This window comes from Putridiphycobacter roseus (assembly GCF_003234935.1).
Lineage (GTDB): Bacteria > Bacteroidota > Bacteroidia > Flavobacteriales_D > Crocinitomicaceae > Putridiphycobacter > Putridiphycobacter roseus.
In genome coordinates, this window is the sequence record NZ_QKSB01000010.1 from 79,579 (window position 1) to 103,954 (window position 24,376).

Annotated in this window: 22 protein-coding genes; 14 read left to right on the forward strand and 8 right to left on the reverse strand. The window is 33.7% G+C overall.

The window, feature by feature from the left end; translation table 11 throughout:
- Positions 1-5 precede the first annotated feature (5 nt).
- The 6 genes from tatC to DNU06_RS17855 all read left to right on the forward strand — a co-directional run bounded on the left by tatC (position 6) and on the right by DNU06_RS17855 (position 5,232).
- Positions 6-803, forward strand: a complete 798-nt coding sequence (tatC, locus tag DNU06_RS14035) for a twin-arginine translocase subunit TatC (RefSeq protein WP_111064129.1) — start codon at positions 6-8, stop codon at positions 801-803.
- Between the two features lie 2 nt (positions 804-805).
- The gene (locus DNU06_RS14040; RefSeq protein WP_111064130.1) at positions 806-3,256 is read left to right on the forward strand and encodes a DUF5686 and carboxypeptidase-like regulatory domain-containing protein; all 2,451 of its coding nucleotides are present in this window, start codon (positions 806-808) and stop codon (positions 3,254-3,256) included.
- Positions 3,257-3,262: 6 nt separating this feature from the next.
- Entirely contained in the window at positions 3,263-4,000 is a 738-nt protein-coding gene (gene lptB, locus DNU06_RS14045) for an LPS export ABC transporter ATP-binding protein (protein ID WP_111064131.1), read from the forward strand.
- A 109-nt stretch (positions 4,001-4,109) separates the two neighbouring features.
- A complete protein-coding gene (locus DNU06_RS14050) occupies positions 4,110-4,778 on the forward strand; it encodes a KdsC family phosphatase (RefSeq protein WP_111064132.1) in 669 nt (222 codons plus the stop codon).
- Positions 4,779-4,780: 2 nt separating this feature from the next.
- Complete coding sequence (locus tag DNU06_RS14055) at positions 4,781-5,095, forward strand: YbjQ family protein (RefSeq protein WP_111064133.1); 315 nt, start codon at positions 4,781-4,783, stop codon at positions 5,093-5,095.
- The gene (locus DNU06_RS17855; protein WP_158526903.1) at positions 5,095-5,232 is read left to right on the forward strand and encodes a hypothetical protein; all 138 of its coding nucleotides are present in this window, start codon (positions 5,095-5,097) and stop codon (positions 5,230-5,232) included. The genes DNU06_RS14055 and DNU06_RS17855 overlap by 1 nt, the downstream gene beginning before the upstream one ends.
- A 48-nt stretch (positions 5,233-5,280) precedes the next feature.
- Here DNU06_RS17855 and DNU06_RS14060 read toward each other — a convergent pair whose 3' ends face one another.
- The 3 genes from DNU06_RS14060 to rocD all read right to left on the reverse strand — a co-directional run bounded on the left by DNU06_RS14060 (position 5,281) and on the right by rocD (position 7,312).
- The gene (locus DNU06_RS14060) at positions 5,281-5,481 is read right to left on the reverse strand and encodes a hypothetical protein (RefSeq protein ID WP_111064134.1); all 201 of its coding nucleotides are present in this window, start codon (positions 5,479-5,481) and stop codon (positions 5,281-5,283) included.
- A gap of 314 nt (positions 5,482-5,795) precedes the next feature.
- A complete protein-coding gene (locus DNU06_RS14065) occupies positions 5,796-5,993 on the reverse strand; it encodes a hypothetical protein (RefSeq protein ID WP_111064135.1) in 198 nt (65 codons plus the stop codon).
- Positions 5,994-6,073: 80 nt separating this feature from the next.
- Positions 6,074-7,312 carry an ornithine--oxo-acid transaminase gene (rocD, locus tag DNU06_RS14070; protein WP_111064136.1) on the reverse strand — a complete coding sequence of 413 codons (1,239 nt, stop codon included), beginning with the start codon at positions 7,310-7,312 and terminating at the stop codon, positions 6,074-6,076.
- A 237-nt stretch (positions 7,313-7,549) separates the two neighbouring features.
- Here rocD and DNU06_RS14075 point away from each other — a divergent pair, with 237 nt between their 5' ends.
- Entirely contained in the window at positions 7,550-8,263 is a 714-nt protein-coding gene (locus DNU06_RS14075) for an AAA family ATPase (protein WP_111064137.1), read from the forward strand.
- A gap of 47 nt (positions 8,264-8,310) precedes the next feature.
- On the forward strand, positions 8,311-10,878 hold the full coding sequence (locus DNU06_RS14080; RefSeq protein ID WP_111064138.1) for a sensor histidine kinase: 2,568 nt from the start codon (positions 8,311-8,313) through the stop codon (positions 10,876-10,878).
- Here the strand turns inward: DNU06_RS14080 and DNU06_RS14085 are convergent.
- The gene (locus DNU06_RS14085) at positions 10,871-11,566 is read right to left on the reverse strand and encodes a LytR/AlgR family response regulator transcription factor (protein ID WP_111064139.1); all 696 of its coding nucleotides are present in this window, start codon (positions 11,564-11,566) and stop codon (positions 10,871-10,873) included. The two genes, DNU06_RS14080 and DNU06_RS14085, sit on opposite strands and share 8 nt — an antisense overlap.
- A gap of 130 nt (positions 11,567-11,696) precedes the next feature.
- Here DNU06_RS14085 and DNU06_RS14090 point away from each other — a divergent pair, with 130 nt between their 5' ends.
- The 3 genes from DNU06_RS14090 (at position 11,697) to DNU06_RS14100 (ending at position 14,631) form a co-directional block, all read left to right on the forward strand.
- Complete coding sequence (locus DNU06_RS14090) at positions 11,697-13,187, forward strand: vanadium-dependent haloperoxidase (RefSeq protein WP_111064140.1); 1,491 nt, start codon at positions 11,697-11,699, stop codon at positions 13,185-13,187.
- Between the two features lie 92 nt (positions 13,188-13,279).
- A complete protein-coding gene (locus DNU06_RS14095) occupies positions 13,280-13,714 on the forward strand; it encodes a doxx family protein (protein ID WP_111064141.1) in 435 nt (144 codons plus the stop codon).
- A 140-nt stretch (positions 13,715-13,854) separates the two neighbouring features.
- Positions 13,855-14,631 carry a hypothetical protein gene (locus tag DNU06_RS14100; RefSeq protein ID WP_111064142.1) on the forward strand — a complete coding sequence of 259 codons (777 nt, stop codon included), beginning with the start codon at positions 13,855-13,857 and terminating at the stop codon, positions 14,629-14,631.
- Positions 14,632-14,680: 49 nt separating this feature from the next.
- On the opposite strand, the gene DNU06_RS14105 is transcribed toward DNU06_RS14100, so the two are convergent.
- Together DNU06_RS14105 and DNU06_RS14110 are read right to left on the reverse strand one after the other, a co-directional pair.
- Positions 14,681-16,426: an ABC transporter ATP-binding protein gene (locus DNU06_RS14105; protein WP_111064143.1), complete on the reverse strand. Its 1,746-nt coding sequence runs from the start codon at positions 16,424-16,426 to the stop codon at positions 14,681-14,683.
- A 72-nt stretch (positions 16,427-16,498) separates the two neighbouring features.
- Positions 16,499-18,043 (reverse strand): GH3 family domain-containing protein, encoded by a 1,545-nt coding sequence (locus tag DNU06_RS14110; protein WP_111064144.1) that lies wholly within the window; start codon positions 18,041-18,043, stop codon positions 16,499-16,501.
- A 250-nt stretch (positions 18,044-18,293) separates the two neighbouring features.
- Between DNU06_RS14110 and DNU06_RS14115 the strand changes: the two genes are divergently transcribed.
- The 3 genes from DNU06_RS14115 to DNU06_RS14125 all read left to right on the forward strand — a co-directional run bounded on the left by DNU06_RS14115 (position 18,294) and on the right by DNU06_RS14125 (position 20,853).
- On the forward strand, positions 18,294-19,136 hold the full coding sequence (locus DNU06_RS14115; protein WP_111064145.1) for a mechanosensitive ion channel family protein: 843 nt from the start codon (positions 18,294-18,296) through the stop codon (positions 19,134-19,136).
- A 168-nt stretch (positions 19,137-19,304) separates the two neighbouring features.
- Entirely contained in the window at positions 19,305-19,919 is a 615-nt protein-coding gene (locus DNU06_RS14120) for an IMPACT family protein (RefSeq protein WP_111064146.1), read from the forward strand.
- A gap of 1 nt (position 19,920) precedes the next feature.
- Positions 19,921-20,853, forward strand: a complete 933-nt coding sequence (locus DNU06_RS14125) for a M20/M25/M40 family metallo-hydrolase (RefSeq protein ID WP_111064147.1) — start codon at positions 19,921-19,923, stop codon at positions 20,851-20,853.
- Between the two features lie 215 nt (positions 20,854-21,068).
- Here DNU06_RS14125 and DNU06_RS14130 read toward each other — a convergent pair whose 3' ends face one another.
- A complete protein-coding gene (locus DNU06_RS14130; protein ID WP_111064148.1) occupies positions 21,069-22,043 on the reverse strand; it encodes a hypothetical protein in 975 nt (324 codons plus the stop codon).
- A gap of 122 nt (positions 22,044-22,165) precedes the next feature.
- Complete coding sequence (locus DNU06_RS14135; protein WP_111064149.1) at positions 22,166-24,208, reverse strand: M3 family metallopeptidase; 2,043 nt, start codon at positions 24,206-24,208, stop codon at positions 22,166-22,168.
- Positions 24,209-24,376 lie beyond the last annotated feature (168 nt).

A 24,376-nucleotide genomic window follows, 5' to 3' on the forward strand; every position in this document is an offset into this window, starting at 1 on the left:
CAATAATGGAAGAAGAAGAAGAAAACATGTCCTTTTTAGGACACTTAGAAGAATTACGTTGGCGATTAGTTAAGGCTGTTATTGCGGTACTTTTAGTTGCTATTGTTGTATTTATTTTTCGGCAAGAGATTATTGACACTTTATTTATCAAATTAAAAAGTGGTGAATTCCCTACCTTTAAACTGGCTTGCGAGTGGTTTGGAATATGTTTTGAAGATGTAAAAATTAATTTTCAAAACACGGCATTGGCTGGACAGTTTGGTACCTCAATTAAAATGGCTTTGGTAGGTGGCTTTATAGGTGCCTTTCCTTTTGTATTTTACCAAATTTGGGGATTTGTTAAACCAGGCCTTAAAAAAAATGAAAGAAAATCATTTCGCGGTATCACATTCTTCATCAGTATTTTATTTTTTATTGGTGTCCTTTTTGGTTATTATGTAATTGCCCCTTTGACCGTTAATTTTTTAGGTAATTTTTTATTGACTGAAAATGCAAAGAATGACTTAATAATCAGTGATTTTATTTCTACCATCATTTCTACCATTATATTAACAGGGGTTATTTTTCTATTACCTGTTTTTATACTTATCTTTTCTAAGATAGGTATTATCACTTCTGACTTTTTAAAGAAATACAGAAAACACTCCATAGTAGTGGTTTTATTATTGGCAGCAATCATTACTCCGCCAGATGTATTTACGCAAATTATTGTCACCATCCCAATCATGTTTCTATATGAATTTGGAATATTTATAGCCAAGAGAATTGAAAAGAAGAGACGTGCAGCAGAACTAAAGCAATAGCAATGAAAATATTGCTTACATGTCTTATCGTTATTTCTACTTCCTTATCCTATGGCCAATACTTAACGGGTATAGTTTTGGATTCTATTTGGAACGAACCTATCCCTTTTGCTAAATTATATCTTGAAAAAAGTGAAACTTCAGCCATTGCCAACGTAAACGGTGAATTTCATCTTAAAATTTTATATGGGACAGATGTTTTACAGGTTTCTAGCATAGGCTATGAGCCACGAAAAATCACTTTTTCTAAAAATGAAACAGATACCATACTCATTAAATTAAGTCCGAATACCACCTTAAATGAGGTGGAGGTTATTGCAAGCAAAACAAACCCTGCATTTGAAATTCTAAAACGAATACATGAAAATGCAAAATTGAATAATCCTGACGCTTTGGATGCCTATGAATATGAAGCATACAATACGATTCAATTCAATTTATCAAACATTAATGAAAAATTTGAAGACAGGGCACTGATTAAAAACTTCGACTTTATTGTCGACTATATGGATACCATGAATGGTAAAAAAACTTTACCCTTTATGTTTACAGAATCCGTTTCTAACTATTATTACCATAAAACCCCCGCCTTAAAAAAAGAGGAAATGATTGCCTCAAGGGTCACAGGATTTAGCATCATCAGCTTAGATAAATATACCGGTGAACTCTTTCAAAAATTTAATATATACGATAATTTTATTGACATTTTCAACATGGACTTTATGAGTCCAATTGCCTTGGGTAGTCGCGGGTTTTACGACTATACTTTGATGGGACGTGACACCGTGAATGGGGAACCTTGTTTTTACATGAAATTCAATCAAAAACGAAAAGGTGATGCGACTTTTAATGGAGAATTTTGGGTCAGTGATGCCAGTTATGCAATTGTTAAAGTAAGCGCAACTCTGCCAGATGCGATTAACATCAACTATGTTTCCTTCCTTAAAATAACACAACATTATACCGAAGTTGAAAAGCAAGCTTGGTTTGTCGAGAATGAAGACCTAGAAATTCATTTTAAAGTATTGAATGATGTTAAGAAAGCTTACTTAATGGACTTGAAAGTATATAAAAACACCAGTAGAAAAAACATTAAAGTCAACCCCGTGCGGCCACTTAGTTTTTATGTAGCGGATGTGGTACTCAATGATTCTTCCAAATTTTATAGCAATGAACAATGGGCAGCTATTCGACATCAACCATTAGATACGGTAGAAGAAGGTATTATTGAAATGGTGGATAGCTTAGAACAGAACCCTACTTTTAAACTTTATAAAAAAATATCTTACTTAGGCTATACCGGTTTTTGGCAAATGGGTCCTATTGAACTAGGGAGTATTTATTCCCTATATCAAAATAATACCGTGGAAGGCAATCGTATTTTTCTTTCCGCAAGAACATCAAACAAATTCAGTCGTAACCACGAAATTTCTGCTTATGGGATTTATGGGGATTTAGACAAGCAATTTAAATATGGAGGCTCTTATCGTTGGAAGTTTAAACACCCCAATCGAGAGATTTTAAGGTTTGCTTACAAAAAGAAAATAGAACAATTAAGTCTTTCCCCAACCTTGGGCGATATTGGTAACGCTTTTTCAACCTTACTATCTGTCGGTGACATTGACAAGCTCACCATGGTCGATCAATTTTCTGTCGGGTTTGATAAGGATTATGCTTTTGACATGCGGACTTTCTCAGCCGTTCAATGGAAAAAATTTACCGCATTACAAGCATCCGACTACCAAAGGGTTTCTGGTCTTGACACCTTAAGAATTAATACCATTACATCCTTCGAAATTAGAAATCAAATCATGTACACCAAAGACGAGAAATTTATTTCTGGGAGTTTTGATCGCATTTCATTGGGTTCAAAATACCCTATTATTAGTTTGACACACACGCTTGGAATAAAAAGTATTTTAGGTAGCCAGTACAATTTTAATCGATTAGATTTCATTGTCGACCACAGACCCAAACTCGGTGTGTTCGGTAGACTAGGTTATACCTTATACGCGGGTAAAATATTCGGAACACTCCCCTATCCTTTTCTGAATGTACACGAAGGGAATCAATCCTTTTATCTACAACAAAGCTCCATGAACCTTTTGAGGTATTATGAGTTCATTAGTGACACGTGGATAGGTTTAAATGTAGAACACCGCTTACAAGGATTTATAATGGATAGAATTCCTTTGGTAAGAAAAGCCAAATTAAGGTTGGTTTACGGTGGCAAAATGGTGATTGGAACTTTATCCAACAAGCATGAATCAGAAATGTTGTTCCCTAGTTTTTCTAACACATTGAGTTTTTCAAAACCTTATGCTGAAGTTAGTGTAGGCGTAGAAAATGTATTAAAATTTATACGAATTGATGCAATATGGCGTTTAACCTACCTCAATCATCAAGATATTACTAAATTTGGTGTGAAATTTGTTTTTACAGGAGACTTTTAAGCCATGATGAAATTATTAACAGAAGACATAAAAAAATCATACAAAGGAAGAGCCGTAGTTAAAGGAGTTTCTATTGAAGTAAATCAAGGAGAAATTGTTGGGCTACTCGGTCCGAATGGCGCAGGAAAAACTACTTCATTCTATATGATTGTCGGCTTGGTTCGGCCAAACTCAGGTCGTGTAATCTATAATAACATTGACATTACCAATTTTCCAATGTACAAAAGGGCACAAATGGGAATTGGCTACCTGCCTCAAGAAAATTCTGTGTTTAGAAAGTTGTCCATTGAAGACAATATTCTTGCAGTACTTGAATTGACTAAGTTAGACAAAGCTGCAAGAGAAGCTAAGTTAGAAGAGTTAATATCTGAATTTAACTTGAACCATGTAAGAACTAATTTAGGTCAGAGTTTGTCGGGTGGAGAAAGAAGAAGAACTGAAATTGCAAGGGCTTTGGCTACCGATCCTAAATTCATTTTATTAGACGAACCTTTTGCCGGTGTAGATCCCATTGCTGTGGAAGACATTCAAAACATTGTTTCCAAATTAAAAAATAGAAATATTGGCGTTTTAATCACCGACCATAATGTACAGGAGACCTTGGCAATTACAGACAGAACCTATTTACTTTTTGAAGGAAGTATACTAAGACAGGGAACTGCGGAAGATTTATCAAAAGATGAAATGGTGAGAAAAGTGTATTTGGGTGAAAATTTTGAATTGCGTAAAAGAGTGGCAAAGTAAATTGTTTTTTTAAAACATTTTATTCAAAGATTACCTCTCCTATTTATTTAGCATAAAAATATCCTTAACTTAGACTCACCTTAACAAGATACTTTATAACTTATAACCAATGAGTGTTTATTACAATAATTTAGTTTACCTATTAGATAGAAAAGACTTGAGTGTTGCTCAATTTGAAAACGTCATTTTAATTCCTAAAAATAAAATACTAGAACCAACTCCTGTTGAATTAGTGAAAATAGCGAATTACCTAGATATTTCTATTGACCTGCTCATCACCAGACCTCTTAAAAATTTGAACAAGGTACTTTCTACAGATATTAAAATGATTATTTTAGATGTAGACGGAACAATGACAGATGGCGGAATGTACTTTACTGAAAACGGTGACCAAATGAAAAAATACAATACCAAAGATGGTATGGCCATTAAAAACCTAGTTAAAACTGGTTTTCAATTTGGAATTATTTCACATGGTTACAAAATTAAAGTAGTGGAAGACCGTGCTAAATTATTAGGCATACAAAATTTATATGTTGGGAAAGAAGACAAACTAACGATACTCAACCAATGGTTAACGGAATTGAATTTAACCCTTGAACAAGTCGCTTTTGTGGGTGACGACATCAATGACATAAAGATTATGGAAGCTGTAGGCTTATCTGCCTGCCCTAAAGATGCGGTTAAATCTGTGAAAGCTATTGCCGATATTATTCTTGAAAAAGATGGTGGCAAGGCCTGTGTGCGAGAATTTATTGATGAATACATAACAAAATAAATATGATTATAACAACAACAGAAACCGTTCCTGGGAAAGAAATTGAAAGTATTTTAGGTATTGCTAGAGGAAGTAGTGTAAGGGCTCGAAATATTGGACGTGACTTTATGGCTGGCTTAAAAAATATTGTCGGTGGAGAAATTGAAGAATATACCAAGCTACAGGCCCAGTCTAGAGAACAAGCACTAGAAAGAATTCAAAAAGATGCGGAAAAAATGGGAGCAGATGCCATAGTTTCTATGAGAATGAATACATCTATGGTCATGCAAGGCGCTGCAGAAATTTTAGTTTACGGCACTGCAGTAAAATTTAAATAATGAGCCCCATATTTCCAATTGCTATTATTGTGCTCTATGTGCTGTTTGCTGCTTTAACCATAGCACTCTTAGTATACCTTGTTATCCGAAGATTTAAACTTAAGGAAGAAGAGACTTTTGAGAAAAGAGAAAATTAAAAAAGGGTTTACATTGCTGTAAACCCTTTTAATAATTAAATAAGTTTCTTAATTGAAATCACAAGAACCACCTGCAAGAATCCATGAAGCACCAACTGCATCACAAGCATCTTTTGCATCACTTTTCTTAACATCTTTCAATTCATACGTGTAAACTTCACTATCGATAGTACACTCACATGTATAATCTTTTTTACATGAAGCCAATGCTAACATACTTACTGCGGCAATTAAAATTACTTTTTTCATTTCTTTTAGTTTTAAGTTACGGCAATATATTAATTACTTGCTAGTTGACAAATTTATTCCCACATTATTTTTCCATTAATTTTTTTCTATAACTTTTTATTAATTAGCCATTGGCCTAAAGCAACGATAAACACTAACATTCAGCTTTTCAATACTTAAGAAAAACAAATACAAGAATACCAATTTCCCAGTAAAATTTATTCAATTGCACACATTGAAAATTGAATAAATTTTAGTCTCCTCCACTTTGATGCACAAAAAAAGCCCCAACGATAAATGTCGGGGCTTTTAAATATATTAGAATAATAAAAAAATCAATTACTAACCCAAGTACATTCTTTCTCTTCACATTGCTCTTGAAATACTTTCGCATTCTCTCTACTTGTTTCTGGATACTCTTGGCTACTGATCACCTCTTCTCCATCTTCATCCAAGCATTCACAAGTGTAGTTTTTATTACAAGCAGTAAAAAGAAATAAGCCTACCGTGCTGATTATAAATATTTTTTTCATTTTGATTCGTTTTAGATGTCTAAATATATCAATTGTAAAATGAAATTACAACTGTCTATTTCATTTTTTATTTGTTTTACTTAAAAGTCAGCCAAAGTTTTATCAATTATTGCTACGCAAGCCATCAATTCTGCTTCATTCATTACCAATGGTGGCGCAAAACGAATAATATTACCGTGCGTTGGTTTTGCCAACAAACCATTTTCTTTCAATGCCATACATATGTTCCAAGCCGTTTTACTGTCTTCCGTGTCATTAATAACAACAGCATTTAATAAACCTTTACCACGCACTAAATTTACAATAGCATATTTATCCACCAACTTATTCATTTCACTTCTGAACAACTGACCTAATTGCTCCGCATTTTCAGCCAAACGTTCCTCTTTAATCACTTTTAAAGCTGCTATCGCTACCTTAGCTGCCACAGGGTTTCCACCAAATGTAGAACCGTGTTGACCTGGTTTAATCACCATCATAATAGCATCATTTGCCAATACAGCTGAAACTGGATAAGCACCCCCGGATAAAGCTTTACCTAAAATTAAGATGTCTGGTTTTACATTCTCGTGATCAACTGCTAATAATTGTCCTGTTCTTGCAACACCTGTTTGAACTTCATCCGCAATGAACAAAACATTGGCTTTTTCACAAGCTGCCTTTGCATTCGCTAAATATCCCGCATCAGGAACAAATACACCTGCTTCTCCTTGAATTGGTTCAACTAAAAATCCAGCAACATTTTCTTCTTTCAATGCTGTCTCTAAAGCAGCAATATCGTTGTACGGTATTTTAATAAAACCTGGTGTATATGGTCCAAAGTTTTTTCTTGCATCTTCGTCATTAGAAAATGATATAATGGTAGTTGTACGTCCGTGAAAATTGTTTTCGCAAACAATAATTTTCGCTTTATTTTCATCAATTCCATTCTTCTCGTAAGCGTATTTTCTACACAACTTGATAGCCGTTTCAACTGCTTCTGCACCAGTATTCATTGGCAATACTTTATCGAAACCAAAAAACTCAGTTACATATTTTTCATATTCTCCCAAACAATCATTGTAAAAAGCCCTTGAAGTCAATGTCAAAGTTTTTGCTTGCTCAGTCATGGCTGCAACAATCTTTGGATGACAATGTCCTTGATTTACGGCAGAATAAGCAGAAAGAAAATCAAAATACTTTTTCCCTTCTACATCCCATACATAAACTCCTTCTCCTTTTGCTAAAACAACAGGTAATGGATGATAATTATGTGCGCCATATTTATTCTCTAACTCTATTATCTGTGTCGAGGTCATTTTTTCAGTTGTGTTTGTCATTTTTTATAATTTAAAGATTAATATTCGCCTCGTCACGGAGAGAGCACATCCTTTCCTCAAATTATGCTGGAGAGAAATCATCCTTCTACAAAATTAAAAGAATAAAACGAAAAGTCAAAAAAATGTCTGAATTTCATATAAAATAAAACAAGGACCAATTATGATGTTTTTACCGTCCTTTTTTGAAAGAACAAAGCATTTTGCTAATTATATTTGTAAAATGCCATTAATGCGAATATGAAAACAGTTTACGACCTTACCATAAGAGATAAAAATGCCATAGAAATTGAAGAAATTCAATTAAACATGGACAATAAACAAATACTTACGAAGCTACTCAAAGAGTACAAGTACATTAAGGAGTTAAGCCAATACAATTTGAATATTAACCATAAACTATTATTACATGGGCATACCGGGTGTGGAAAAACAACTACCGCCAAGGCCATTGCAAAAGCCTTAGGTAAAAAAATTGTAATTGTTAATTTAAGTAACTTAATTTCATCCAAACTTGGTGAGACTGCACAAAATATCCAAGTCCTTTTTGAAAAAGCAGCCAATGAAAAGGCGGTACTCTTTTTAGATGAATTCGATTATATTGGAAAAGCGAGAGACTTAGAAGATACGGATGCCGGTGAAATGAAGCGCTTGGTCAATAATTTAATTCAATTAATAGACTACTACCCTACAGATGCCATCTTAATTGCTGCCACGAATCACCTTAAAATCTTAGATGCTGCCATAAGAAGAAGATTTCAAATCAACTTAAAATTTGAACTACCAACGAAAGCAGAATTAGATGTTTATTATGCTAATTTATTAAGCCAATTCCCTGTCAGGTTCCGCGAAATTAAACGCAGCTATGAAATTTCTTATGCAGAAGCTAAAGACCGCTTAAACACGCAAGTAAAATGGAAAATAATTGAAGAGTTAGAACAAGCAAATGGCTGATTCAACAATTTGATTATCTTTGAATTATTCATTATTGATGACGCCATATGAAAAATTCCCGTATTTTTTCTTTAGCTACGCGTAACGCACTGGTCTATTTTATACTTTTTGTAATTTCATTAGGTCTAATTGGTGCACTCATCATTTTTAACAGTAGTCGAGAAATTCATAATCTCACAGAAAAAAGACTGCTCCATAATAATGAAATTATCAAGCTAAAATTTGAAGGGTATTTTAAAGCTATTGTAAATGATGTTCATCAAATTGGAGACAATCCTTCCCTGAAAGAATATATCTACACGCCAAACGACGCCAACTTAGCTTCGGTTGAGGATGCGTTTTATGCCATGTTAAAAAATAAACCGAACTATTTTCAAATACGGTTGTTAAGCACACAGAATAAAGGAGAAGAATTGATCCGTGTCGAGAAAAAAAATAAAGAAATCCGGAAAACGCCAAAAGCACTACTCCAATTTAAAAATAGCAGGGATTATTTTCAAGAAATATTAAAATTACCCCTCGATTCTATCTATTTTTCTAAAATTGATTTAAATAGAGAATTCGGTAAAATTTCTACCCCAATCACACCTACCACTCGAATTGGAAAAAAAATTGAAGGAAATAAAAACGAACAATTTATCTTACTTGTAAATATTAATTTAACACAGCTTTTTGAAGAACTAAAACACACCGTCCCTAAGCACTATGAATTGAGAATATTTAACGGAAATGGAGATTACTTCATCCATCCAGATTATCAAAAAGAATTTGCTTTCGAATATGGTAAACCTTCTTATTTTCAAACGGAATTTCCAAGTATTCAATTCAATTCAAATGATTGGAGTAAACCAATAATCGCCAAAAATACGGTCAACCAATTTAGTCAACTTAATTTTCAACGGATTAATTACGCTTTATATTGCGACGTAAGTGCGAATAAAGATGACGTTTATGCTTCCTTTTATGAATGGAAAAATAAAATAATTTTATACTCCAGTATCATTGCAATTTTCTTTCTCGCAATTGGTTTTTTATTGATGCGAAATCAAAATAAAGAGCTCGGGATAATAACACAAGAACTCACTACTTTTTCCGAAAACTTAAAACCAACCGTGTTACATGTCGACAGAAAAGATGAAATTGGGGATTTAGCGAGAAGTTTTGAGAAAATGTCCTCCAAAATTACGGAAAGTCATCAATTAATGCTATTGGCAAAGAATAATGCAGAAAAAGCAAATCAAGACAAGTCGGACTTTATTGCCAACATGAGTCATGAAATAAAAAACCCTTTGCAAGCTATTTTAGGCTCCATAGAAATACTAAATCAAAATGACAAACTAGACGAACAAATTCCATATCTAAACTCCATTCAGTTTAGCACGCAACAGTTGAACTATATGGTGATGGATGTATTGGATTATAATAAATTAAAAAATAAAGAAATTACCCTATCTCCAACTTGGAATAACCTCCATGTATTTTGTCAAGAATTAATTAATTCCATTCAATATTTAGCCGATTATAAAAAAATTGACCTACAACTGCTTTACCCTGAAGAATTAAAGCAATATATTTATGCCTACGACTATAAAAGACTGTACCAAATATTATATAACTTGCTCACCAATGCCATTAAATTTACCAATCCTGCAGGAAAAGTAACTTTACAAGTAAAAGCGATAAATCATAATAGTGTTCGTTTTGAAGTCATAGATAACGGAAGCGGCATTGCCCCTAACACCCTTAAAAAGATTTTAGACAGAAATTTTAGTTCCGATTATTCTACTGGTTCGGGCTTAGGTCTTGTTATTATAAAAGATATCATTGAATTGCATGGCAGTACATTAAAAATTGATTCAAAAATTAACGTTGGATCCAAATTTTCTTTCGACCTTAAATTAGACAGACAATTATTGAATAACCTACCTGTTCCCAAAATAGACCAAATGAATTCCATTTTAATAATAGAAGATGATTTGGAAATTCAAAATTACTACGCACATATTTTTCAAAGTGCAAAGACAGAAATACTTAATTCTCCAAATGAATTAGAAAGTATAACGGAAACGTTTGATTTTATCATTACCGACCTGCACTTTTCCAACACCAAAATTTCTGTCGAGCAGTATTTATTGAATCTAAAAGAAAGGTGTAAACCAGATGGATTAATCATTGTTATATCTGGTACAGCCTATATTTCTAAAGAAAAAGGAATCAAGTCTCTACTCAAACCAATAGATAAAAACAGCTTACAAACCTTAATGTTTACCCATCATATAGGTATAGAATATAACCCAATACGTTTTGGAGGTATTGAAGAGGATTATGACCACGATCCTGCACTGATTAAAAAAGCCATGCGTTTAATTGTGCCCTCTTGGGAAAAAGATATAAAAAATTTAAGTCTTGCATTAAAAAATCAAGATATCAAAAAATTCAAAGATATTCAACACCGTTTAGTTACCAATTTAAGAAGGTTTGGTTTAGAAAATGTTATCCAGTTTATAGATGAAATAAGTATTAAAATGGCAAATGAAAAAGTAGACGATACACAACTTACTATTTTATTGCAGCAATATTTGATTGAGTTAAAGCAATACCAAGCGGCTATTTAATCCATTTTTCAAGTGCCGTTTGAAATTGATTTTTATATGCTGCTCCCACTGGTATAGCTGTTGGAGCTATAATCACCTCATCTCCTGTAAATCTTTCTACAAAGTTTAAATTGACTATGAATGATTTTTGAACTCTTATAAAATTACTCGGTAAAGTTGTAGCTAATAACTTGAGACTTTGAAGGGTCATTACTTTTTTATCTTTTAAGTAAAAAACAACATAATTTCCTTCTGACTTTACGTATTTTATATCCTCTATTTTTACTATAATGGATTCATTTCCATCTTTCACTACTAACCTCTCTTGCTTACTTTCTTGTATTGGTATAATAGTATTTTTGCTAGCATGTACTTTCTCAATTGCTATTGAAAATCGCTTGTAGTTTAAAGGTTTCAATAAAAAATCTACCACTTGCTCGTAATTATAAGAAGCAATACCAAAGTCTAATTCAGAGCTAATCATGATTACTGGTATTTGAGTGGGAAATAAGTCTAATAAATTTGCTCCTGTTAAATCTGGCAAGTGATAATCGAGGATTATTAAATCATAATCTTCTGTTTTAATGGCATGTATTGCTTGTTTTCCATCCATTACTTTTGTACAACTGGAGATTAAAGCTTCCTTTTTACAAAAATGCTGAATTAAATCACAAATTGCTGCATCATCATCCACTACTAGACATTTCATAACTTATTTTTTTCATCCGCTAAGATTAATATTTTATCAATTCAAAACAAGGGTTCATCAATTTTTGTTAAAAAAGGCAAATATTTAATATACATTCGGATTCAATATTAATAAATAAGCGAGACAATTCATGGGTAATAAATTATTTTTTTATTTGACATTAAACATTTTTCTTTGGACAAGCTGTTCAAATGACAGTACTTCTACTACAGAAGTAAATACTTCCGAAGTATCTACAACACAAAAAAAAGGTAACGAAAATGTGGCCCATATATGGGCAGACGCTGCATTGTATGGCACAGCAATGGATACGGACCGTTTTGAACCTCGTCCAACGATTACTTCTCGTTATTTAGGGCTCATATTTACGGCCATTTTTGATGCTTGGACTTTTTATGACAAAAATGCCATCCCAGTGTATGCAACAGGTATTGAAAAAAGGAGTATAGCAGAACAAACTGTAAAAAATAAAGAAGAAGCAATTAGCTATGCTGCACTGCGTACTTTAAATGAATATTATTATTCCGATAGTGTATATTTTAAAAATTTAATGAAGGATTTAGGTTATGATCCAGAGAACAGAAGTTTAGAACCAACCACAGCTGCAGGAATTGGTAATTTAGTGGCAAAAACCATTATTGAAAGAAGAAGTCATGATGGTGCGAATCAATATGCTACTGCGCCTGGATCAAAAGGAATGCCTTATTTCGATTACACCCAATACAACCCAAAAAATTCGGTAGATATTATGGTGGACTTAAAAAGATGGCAACCTAAATACTTTAAAAATAAAGCAGGTAAAAAATATGATCCAGGATGTTTAACTCCGTATTGGCAGAATGTAGAGCCTATTGCTTTAGATAGTGCCGCTCAATTCCGTCCAGGTCCACCTCCAACTATGGACTCAGAACAACTTAAAGTAGAGTTAGCAGAAGTAGTATCCATGCAAGAAGATATGTCTGATTATGATAAAGCATTGGTGGAATTCATGAGAGATGGTCCATTGTCTGTTCAACAAGCCGGTCACTGGCTAAAATTCTCTCAATTCATATCCGAAAGAGATAAACATACCCTAGATGAAGATGTTAAAATGTATTTTTTAGTACAAACAACTGCCATGGACGGTTTCATTGCCTGCTGGGATTCAAAAATATATTATGACTATGCAAGACCTTATGCTTTAGTGCATAGTTTTTATAAAGATAAAAAGATTAAATGTTGGGCTGGAGATGGAAAAGGATTTCATACAGTGAATGGCGACCAATGGATGCCTTATTCACCAGAGTCTTTCCTATGTCCTTCTTTTCCTTCTTATGTGTCAGGTCACTCTACCATAAGTGGCGGCTGTGCTGAAGCATTATTATTGTTTACTGGGAATGAATATTTCGGAGATTCTGCGACACTTGTAGCAGGTGCTTTAACAGAATCAAATGTTGCGGATCATGGTGACACGATTACTTTAAAATTCCCAACATTTACGGAAGCGTCAGAAATGGCTGGACAGTCACGTGTGATGGGAGGATACCACATTCAATCCGATAATATTGCTGGTTTAAAATTAGGAAGAGATGTTGCCCATCAAGTTTGGGAGTTTTATCAAGCACATTTAAATGAAAAATAATTATAAATAGGTTAATTGAACAAGACTTGGGTGTTCTGCTTTGTCGTTAATTCTAAGCACCCAAGCTTGTTCTTTTAAAAGAACAATAAAATATGAAGCAAAGAAAATTCTTATGTATTTCAATCGGTATTTTGTATCTAGTATTTGGATTATTAAAATTTATCCAAGGTGCTAGTCCTGCCGAAGAAGTTGCTTCAAAAACAGTTAGCACGCTTACTTTTGGTATATTAAACGAGTCGGTTAGTTTACTTATTTTAGCCTTTTTAGAAACCATTATTGGCTTAGGCCTTATTTTTTCTTCTAGGAAAAGATTTTTTGTAATCACTGCTATCGTACACATGGTATTCACCTTTACACCCATGATAATTTTTCCGGAACTTGTTTTTAGTCATGCCCCTTTTGGTTTAACGATTTTAGGACAATATATATTTAAAAATATAGTAATCATTATTGCCTTATTCTCAATAATAACCCCTGAAAAGCAAATAGAATTACAAAGAAATCACAGCTATCCGCCTTCCCCTTAAGTTTAAATATTTTTGCTACCCATTTACGCTATACGTTGCGCAAATATTTTTGCTAAAATAAACTTTTTGTAAATCCTCCCTGCTATCTTCTATTTGCTTTTGTGTAACTATTATTGTAATTTGTAATTCAATTACAAGTTATGCTAAAATTCAGTTACTTCAGTATTTTCATCTTTCTATTTACATTTCAAGCTTTTTCAGATCCATTAAGCAGCTTAAATATTGGCGAAAAAGAGGCGCCTTGTATTGCACAATGTAAAGTAAAACTGGAAAAATTAAATAAAGATTTAAGTGCTTTTGAACAAAAGTTAGCTGTTGCGTTTAGAAATAGTGTTTACCTTAACGATATTCGCCGTTTTAGAATGTATAGTAACGGCTATAAAAACCACCTTAACTCTTGTACTAAAGATAATCCGAAAACTGACATGAGCGAAATTGCAGCTGGCTACGAAACTTTTAAGAAAAGATTAGAGCAGTTCAATAAAGCATTGGAAGAAAAAGAATCCTGGGCAGCTGAAATGGAAAAAACGAGATATGCCATTAAAGAATTAATGAGCTATTATACCCAAATGCCTTCCTCTCCTATTACGCATATTGACTTGCAAGACGAAAACAAGGTGACTATTATGCAATGGGAAATGATTCAAGATTATAAAGAGGATGAAGGTGCTTTTTACAACAACGTCATCCTCGATTCAAAAAATGAAATAAAAAGATTGGAAGACTATATTGATCAAACGAGCACCTTAACTAACTTTACGGCCACAATCAATAACATCTCCAATAGAACTGACAAAACAGATGCAAAGGCAGAACTCGGAAAAATATTACTAGATTTAAACTATTTTAAATCCATTTTTTATCCCGAAAACAAACAATTAGATTTGTTTATTCAATTAGTGAAAGCTAAATTATAACAAGCAAATTATACACTAAAACAATAGAATCGATAAACTGAATTCTACCTTAAATCCTACCCTGAACGGTATACAATTTATGGTATCTTCCTTGTTTAGCCATTAATTCCTCATGTTTACCTTGTTCTACAATTTTACCCTGCTCAATTACCAATATCTGATCTGCTTTTTGAATAGTAGTCAACCTGTGCGCAATTACAAATGTGGTTCTGTTCTTCATTAATTCTACCAAACTTTGTTGAATAAATGCTTCACTTTCTGTATCTAGATTGGAAGTTGCTTCATCTAAAATAATAATCTTAGGGTTGGCCAATAATGCCCTTGCAATAGATATTCTTTGTTTTTGTCCTCCCGATAATTTGACACCACGTTCTCCAATTAATGTTTCTAATCCTTCTTCGAACCTATTGGTAAACTCACTCACATAAGCTCCTTCTACAGCTTGTAATAACTCTGCTTCACTCGCAGTTGGATTTGCAAATAATATGTTTTCTTTAATAGTTCCTTCGTATAAAAAATCATCCTGTAAAACAACCCCTAAGTGCTGGCGATAACTGCTTAAATTTACTTTACTCAAATCTTGACCATCTAAAATAACTTTTCCTGAATCTGGCGTTAAAAAAGTAGCTGCTAAACTTGCAATGGTCGATTTTCCAGAGCCTGATGAACCAACTAATGCTGTTACTGAACCTGCTGGAGCTGTAAAATTAATATTATGTAACACTTCCTTTCCTGCTTCATAACTAAAGGAAACTTCCTCAAAAGATACATTTCCTTCAAAATCTTTAATAAATTCTGTTCTAACCAATGGATCATCTTCTTCCGTCATTTTCATTAACTCCTCTGTTCTATCCAAACCTGCCATAGCTTCTGTTAATTGACTTCCTATATTACTCATTTGAACTATTGGTGCAATCATAAATCCTAAAAACATGGTAAAGGATACAAAATCACCCGCTGTCATAGAACCGTAAATCATATAATAGCCACCAATACCCATTATACCAGCAGAAGCTAATCCTAATAAAAAGGTCGAAGAACTAGTCATTAAAGCCGTTGCTGTCAAACTTTTCTTTACATTTTGAAACAATCTATCGGTACCTTTCTCAAAAATTTCATTTTCTTGCGCTTCTGCATTAAACCCCTTAATTACCCGAATACCATTCATTGTTTCCGTTAAACGTCCTGTAACCTCCGCGTTAATCTTACCTCGGTCTCTAAATATTGGTCGAATAAATCCAAATGCTTTTAAGGCAATGACTGCAAAAATTAATACCGGTAGTAAGACAAACAATGTCATCATGGCATTAATATTAATCAAGAAGTATAAGGCAACAATTGCAGTAATACTTCCTCCAATTAACTGTACTAAGCCTGTTCCGACTAAATTACGAACCCCTTCCACATCTGTCATTACACGAGAAACTAATGCTCCTGATTTTTGATTATCGAAAAACCGTATGGGTAAAGTCAGTAATTTTTTCTGCACTTTTACACGCAATTGTGCAATTAGGTTTTGCGCTTCTACACTTAAAAGTCTGGTCAAAGAAAAAGAGGTAACTGCCTGTATTAGTATCGCTGAACAAACCAAAACAAGCAATACCGTTAAGCCATCAAAATCCTTATTGGGAATGATATCATCTAATAATGTTTTACTGGCATAAGGTAAAACTAACCCCGACAAACTTCTCAATACAATTAATAATAAACCAAAAGATAATATGCCTTTTCTTGGGATAATAAATTCCTTTACCGCCCATTGAAAGGAAACATTTTCATTTTTTTTCTTGCTCATGGCGTTTCTTACCCGAAAATCGCGCCAGTAATAGAAAGAATGACACTTCGTCAGCTTTATACATTTTAAAGATTATGCGAATGTTTTTACTTCCAATTTATCCAATAAAAAGCATTTCCAATCTTCCGCGTATTGGCCTTTCATTACCCTAGGGAATTTATGTTGCGCGCCATACTTACCTTTAATTTTCATAAATTCATAAAAGTAAGTGGTTGGAATCATATTCAATTCAATGTCTTTTAATGCATACTGTCGCTCCAGTGCATAATCAGCATTAAACGTTTTTAAAGCAGCGTCTAGTCTTAGTTTCATAGCGGCCAAGTCTACTAATTTATCTGAAGAGAAAAACCATTCATGCTTAAACCCTCCTTCCACATCTCCACCAATCACAACAAATTCTCTTACATCTATATTAAATTCAATACAAACCTTAGTCAATGCTTCTGTCATATTATCTACAGAAAGATGCTCACCACACAGACTTAAAAAATGTTTGGTTCTACCCGTAATTTTAATTTTATTCCGCTCCTTGTCTGTAAATTTAATCGTATCGCCTAATAAATAACGCCAAGTACCAGCATTTGTCGAAACCACAATTCCATAATCAATCCCTGCTACCGCATCTTTTAAAGAAACCGCATTTTTATAGGACCTTAATTCTCCTTCTTCGTCAAAGTTTTCAATGTTAAATGGAATAAATTCGAAGAATACACCATTATTCACAATCAATTCTAATCCATCTGAATTGAGTGGCTGATAGGCAAAAAATCCTTCCGAAGTTAAATAAGAGTCCAAATAGATGACTTGTTGTTTAAATATTTCATTAAACTTTAACATATATGGCTCAAAATTAACACCGCCATGCACATATATTTTTAAATTTGGCCAGACATCAAAAATAGAATTCAAGCCATAATGGTCCACAATTCTTTCTATCATCATTTGTATCCACGCTGGTACACCACACACAATACCAATGTTCCAACTTGGTGCTTCTGCTACAATAGCTTCAATTTTTTCTTCCCAGTTACGTAAAGCGCGTACCCTTCTGTTTGGTTTAGAAAAAGGAGCTAGCCATTGTGGCACTTTACCAGTCATAATTCCACTCAAATCTCCTTCTACATGTGAATTTATTGTCGTTAAAGCTGTACTTCCACCTAAAAATAAAATATCACAAGCATAAAATTCGGCGGGGACATCTATTTTGGAAAAACTTAAAAACTGCTTAATTCCCGCTTTTTTTATAGATGAAATCATCTTATCAGATACTGGAATTTTTTTACTCGCAGAACCAGTTGTGCCGGAGGTCAATGCAAAGTTTTTTATCTTACCTGGCCAGGAAACATTCTCCACACCACTTAAGGTTTTATGCCAATATTGTTGAAACATCAAATTATAATCAAAAACTGGTACTTCCGCTTGAAATGCCTTTATTATATCATCTGATTTTAATATTTGATTAAAATTAAAATCTTTTCCAAAATTTGTTTTTTTGGCTTTTACCAATAATTTTTTTAATTGTTTTTCTTGATATTCATGCCCTTTAACCACTGGTTTTTCTACCACTTTAGCGGCATATTTAGATGTGCTTTTGATGAGAGATCCTATGACAGCCATATTATTGTTTTTACAAAAATACAACCGACACCTGCTAATCCTGTTTTACAAATCATCATTAAAAGGTTATCCAAATCTTATGATTCTTCCTGTTTTTCTATTCAAATATTACTTTATTATTAAATCAGCCATCTGCTCCCCCCTCCCCTGTTTACAAGACACAAAAATAACACTTAAACCATTAGTTGTTAATTATTTGCAATTTCGGAACGCTTTTTGTTAATTAATCATAAATTATAAAAAACAATATATGAACAACTTATTGATTGTAGAACCTGTAACTGGTTCTATTAGTACATTTCTTAACTCAATTATGTCCGGAATTGGAGACTGGGGACTAAAACTAATGGGAGGAATAGCCGCACTGATAATCGGATTGTGGTTAATTAGATTAGTAATGAAGGCTATTGGAAAAGCTTTTGATGTAAGACATATTGACGAATCATTAAAACCTTTTCTACTAACCATTATTGCTTTTGGTTTAAAATTTCTTTTGTTTATTTCTATAGCAGGAATAATTGGTGTACCAACTGCATCATTCGCAGCGTTAGTTGCCGGCATTGGTATTGCAATAGGTGCGGCATTTAATGGCTCTTTGGGACATTTAGCATCTGGCGTAATGATTTTAATATTCAGACCATTTAAAATTGGTGATTTAGTAGAAATAGATGGTACTTTAGGAACCGTTAAAGAAATCTCGGTCTTTGTTACCATCTTAGAAACTTTTCAAAACAAAACGGAAATCATTCCAAATGGCACAATTACAGATGGAAAGATTACTAACATTACTAAAAAAGGAGAATTAAGAGTAGATATGTTTTTCAATATAAGATATAACGCTGACCTAAAAAAAGCAAAAACCATTATTGAAAAAGCAATGGCTGATGATCAATTTGTAATGAATGAACATCCTGCTTTAGTAAAAGTAAACAACCTAACCGAATCTACCATTGAATTAATCGCTTTACCATATGCTAAAGTGGCTAATTACTGGGAAGTATATTGGGGTACGAGAGAACATATCCTCTTAGCCTTGAGTGAAGCTGGATTTGAAGCGCCACATCCGCAAAGAGTGGTTACCATGAATTCATAATACACAGTAAAGCGTTCAGATATAAATTTCTGGACGCTTTTATTATATGGTAAATCAATCGTCTATATAAATGCATTCCACTATCAATTATATGTCTTGGTCGAATTGTTGATACTTAAATAAAAAAATAGATTTTATTTAAGTGCAGTTATTTATCTTTGCAAGCGCATGAAAAAAAATGATTCATGTAATACCGTTATTGGTGTTACAGAAGGATTTTACAAGGAAAAAGGATCTAAGTTTTTAGCGTATGCTTTAAACTGTGAGGACGAGACCCATGCAAAAAAACAAATAGACCAGTATAGAAAGGAAAACCCCAATGCTTGTCATGTTTGTTTTGCTTGGCGTTTTGGATTCAATGAACCATTTACCGATCGATTTTCGGATGATGGGGAACCCAACAACTCTGCTGGTAAGCCTATTTTTGGACAAATAATTTCTTTTGATGTCTCCAATATTCTAATCGCTGTTGTACGATATTATGGGGGGACTAATTTAGGAGTAGGTGGTTTAATGAATGCCTACAAAACAGCAGCAAAAGACGCTTTGGAAAAAGCGAAAATAAAAACTATTTATGATACTTCCCCCATGGAAGTTGTATTTGATTATGATCAAATGGGAAACATCATGAACCTTTTAAGCAAATACCAAGTAAATCAATTTGAACAAGGTTTTATTGGTACACAAGGAAAACTAAATTTTAGCATTCGAAAATCGTTTGCACAAAAGATAATAAATGAGGTCACTCTTTTACACAACGTGACTTTAAAAAATAAGGATTGAAATGAATACAACATTTTTAGAAAAACTAGTAGCCGTTCAAGGCGCAAGTGGTGACGAAAGTCGTATCAAAGATTTTATACTCAACCACATTAAAAAAGAGCAAAACACTTGGAAAGTACAACCTAAAATTATCCATGGTAAAGGTTTCCAAGACACCTTACTTTTGGTCTTTGGCGAGAAACCTACAACTGCTATTTTTGCCCATATCGATACCATTGGATACAATATAGGATACGATAATGAATTGATTAAAATTGGTGGTCCTAGAGCCATTGATGGCATGGAATTGGTTGGTCGTGACTCCCATGGTATCATTGAAACAGAATTGATGATCATAGAAAATGAAAATGGTTCTGTAAATTATAAAGCCGTTTTTGAAAGAACTATTGACCGTGGTACGGTGCTTTCTTTTAAACCTAACTTTAGAGAAAATGATGAATTTATACAGTCCCCATATATGGACAATCGTTTAGGCGTATGGACAGCTTTAGAAGTCGCAAAAACCTTAGAAAATGGTGCCATTGCTTTTTCCACTTATGAAGAAACAGGTGGTGGTTCTGTAGGATTCCTTGGAAAATATTTATATGATAATTATGATATTAATCAAGCTTTGATAGCAGATATTACATGGGTGACACCAGGAGTGACGCACGGAAATGGTGTCGCTATTTCTATGCGAGATAAAGGAATTCCAAGAAAAGTATATTTAGATCAAATTATTGGTATTGCCAAAGAAAGTGGTATTCCTTTTCAACTAGAAGTAGAAAGTGCCGGTGGCAGTGATGGCACAGCTCTACAAGAATCTTACCTTCCTTTTGATTGGTGTTTTATTGGAGCTCCTGAAGACCATGTACATTCTCCTGATGAAAAAGTACATAAAGAAGACATTAAAAATATGATAGCAATTTTTGAAAAATTAATGACAAAATTGTAACTTCAAGCAAAGTAGATTGACCCCACATGAGAATTGTGGTGTCAATTTAGTTTTAAGTCTATGATTTAAGCCCTTTTTTTAGGTCTGCTTGCTTCTTTTCCAGTCATGCTTTCAACCAATCCATCATTCTTAATAATCGATTTGTAAATTGGACGAATACGGAAAAAAATCACACTAGCTATATTTACTAATGTACAGGTATTTTATGCATCAAATTAATCGTTTAACCACTTCTTAAACTTACCCCATAATGTTGTTGGTGCTGGTGCTTTTTTTACAGGACTTTGTTTTTTTACCGCTTTTGCAATTTCTTTAGTCTTTTTTTGCCTTGAAGATTTTAACGTCTTTTTTTGAACATTTTCAAAATAATGTTGCTTCTTTTTTTCTTGCAACAAAACTTCCGCTTCCTCCTTTTTACGAATCGCTCTTCTATCCGCATGTGCCTTTCTGTCCGCTTCTGTTAATGTTCTGCTGTTGCGTTTTGTGACTTGTTTTACTTTACGATTTTTATGTTGCGCTACCGCCTTTTTCTTTCTGACTGCGGCTTCATGACTTCTTGTTTCATAAATAGTTTCTGTCACATCTTCCGTTACATCACCATTGGTTACCAAAAATTCAACACTTCTTTTTATGGTAGGTAATTCAATTTTACCAACTACTTTAAAACCATCTAACTCAAGTTTAGGCGCTTTAATCACCCCATCTTCCACAATCAATTCTGGTAATTCTTCGCCGTCTTCCCCTACTCTAGCAATCTTTTCTACCACATGTTCAGTTACTGTCTCCGTTGGTTCTTCCGCATCTATTTCTGCTACAACCGCTGCAGCCGCAACATTTTCAATCTCCTCATCCGATAATGCTATTTCTGCTTCTGGCATTTCAACGATTTCAATTTCAATTTCTGGTAACTCTACCGATTCCACGACAGTTTCTACCGGTTCAATCGCTTCTGGAACTTCTACTAATTCAACCGTTATTTCTTCTTCTATTGGCACAGGAACTTCAACAGCTTCTGGTAAATCTACAGGTGGTAATTCCACTTTAAAAGCTTCCATTACTAATTCGAGGGCTACCCCCTCAATTTTCGTATTTAAGTCTGTTTCTATAGCAATTTCATGCTCCTTAATTAGGAAATCAACCAATTCTTGAGGTTTTCTTTCTAATCTTCGGGCTAACTGTCCTAATCGCATAATTGGGGTTTCTGGGTTTTATGCAAATATAATAAGGGATTTGAAGTTTTCAATTAATTTGCCATATTAAAACATAGCTTTCCTGAAGAAAGGACCATATTTCAATGGAAGACAAATGTTTTTTAATGGACAGTTTCCACTAAACCACTTTTTCTTAACAAGGCTTTAGAATCAGGAGATTTCCCCCTAAATGCTTTGTAAATTTCCATTGGATGAGCACTTCCTCCTCGCATCAATATATTTTCTTTATATCGATTTGCGACTTCCCGATTGAAAATTCCATTTTCTTTAAAGTATTCAAATGCATCAGCTTCTAAAACTTCTGCCCATTTATAACTATAATATCCTGCAGAATATCCACCAGCAAAAATATGTGAAAAGGCGGTAGAGGTTAAAGTATCCGTCTCACCATCAAATAATTTGGTTTTTTCACCTGCAATCTTTTCTACTTCCAATACTGAATCCGACGGTATTGTTGTTACATCATGCCAAGCCATATCTAGTTGTCCCAAACCTACTTGTCGCACGGTTTGGTAGGCACTTAAAAAATTCATGGAGTCTTTTATTTTTTGAATCAATTCCTCTGGAATACTTTCCCCTGTTTCATAATGTTTTGCAAATAAATCCAAACATTCTTTTTCATAACACCAGTTTTCCATCAATTGAGATGGCAATTCTACAAAATCCCAAAATACATTGGTCCCACTCAAACTCTCGTAATAGCCATTTGCCATCATTCCGTGTAAAGCATGACCAAACTCATGGAACAAAGTAGTCACTTCATTAAAGGTTAGTAGAGATGGTTTCGTGTCTGTTGGTTTCGTAAAATTACAAACAATAGCTACATGCGGTCTTTCATTCTTACCGTCATATTTATTTTGTCCCTTAAATGAAGTCATCCAAGCACCACCTCTTTTAGAAGCTCTTGGGAAAAAGTCGGCATAAAATACCGCTAAAAATTTCCCATTTCCATCAAACACCTCATAGGTCATGACATCTTCATGGTATTTTTGAATATCTGTTCTTGGCTTAAAGGTGAGACCGAATAACTTATTCGCAGTTAAAAAAGCCCCGTCAATTACATTTTCTAATTTAAAATATGGCTTTAAAATCTCATCATTAATTGCAAATTTTTGCATTTGCAATTTTTCAGAATAGTAGGAGAAATCCCAACGTTCCATTTTCTCCAATAAATCTTCTGTTTTCGCCAAATTTTCAACCTCTGCTAACTCTTCCTTTGCTTTTGGCAACGCATACAATAATAACTCATCCCATAATTCATAGACAACTTTTGGACTTTTCGCCATACGTTCTTCCAATACAAAGGCAGCATGTGTTTTATATCCTAATAAATTAGCTCTTTCTAATCTTAAACTGCTAATCTCTTTTATTATTTCCGTATTGTTATTCTCATTATCTAAAAAACCACGACGACCAAAAGCTTCATACATTTTTTTTCGCAGATTTCTATTTTCTGCGTACTTCATAAATGGTATATAACTCGGATAATCAATCGTGAATAAATAGGCATTCGATTTCCCCTTTTCCTTGGCACTCGCTTTTGCTGCTTCAATAGCACCTTCAGGTAGTCCAGCTAAGTCTGCCTCCTCCTCAATCCACATTTCGAAGTCATTCGTGTCTTTTAATACGTGCTCACTAAATGTGAGACTCAAAGCAGATAGTTTGTTGTTAATCTCTTTTAATCTTTCCTTGTCCGCTCCTTTCAATTTCGCCCCATTTCTAACAAAACTTTTTACGGTTTTATCCAATAAGTATGCAGCTTCACTATTCAAGCTTGAATTATCTTGCTTACTGACCTCTTCTATGCGTTCAAATAGTTTTTCATTTAATAATAATTCCGTTGAAAAAGCAGTGACTAAAGGAGATATTTCCTGCGCTAAGGCCTGCATTTCTGAAGAAGTTTCAGCGGAGTTTAAATTGAAAAATATACTGGTAATAGTCCCCAATAAATGACCACTTCTTTCTAATGCTTCAATCGTATTTATAAAATTAGCAGGCGCCTTATTGTCCACAATAGCCGCAACCTCTTCCTTCGCTGTTTCTATAGCTGTTTTTACAGCAGGTAAATAATGAGCCAATTGAATTTCTTCAAAAGGAGCTGTTTCAAAAACAGTTTTAAATGGCACTAATAATGGATTTGACATATGCTTAATTTTGCCATAAAGATAATCACTATTCCATATACCAATTATTAATTTATGTTATTTGATGGTGATAAATGAAATTAAATTGTAAATCTATACCTGAAAAAATGGATTTAATAAAAAAGGAATAAGACATGACACTTGGAATAGCCTTGGAAATAATTTTGT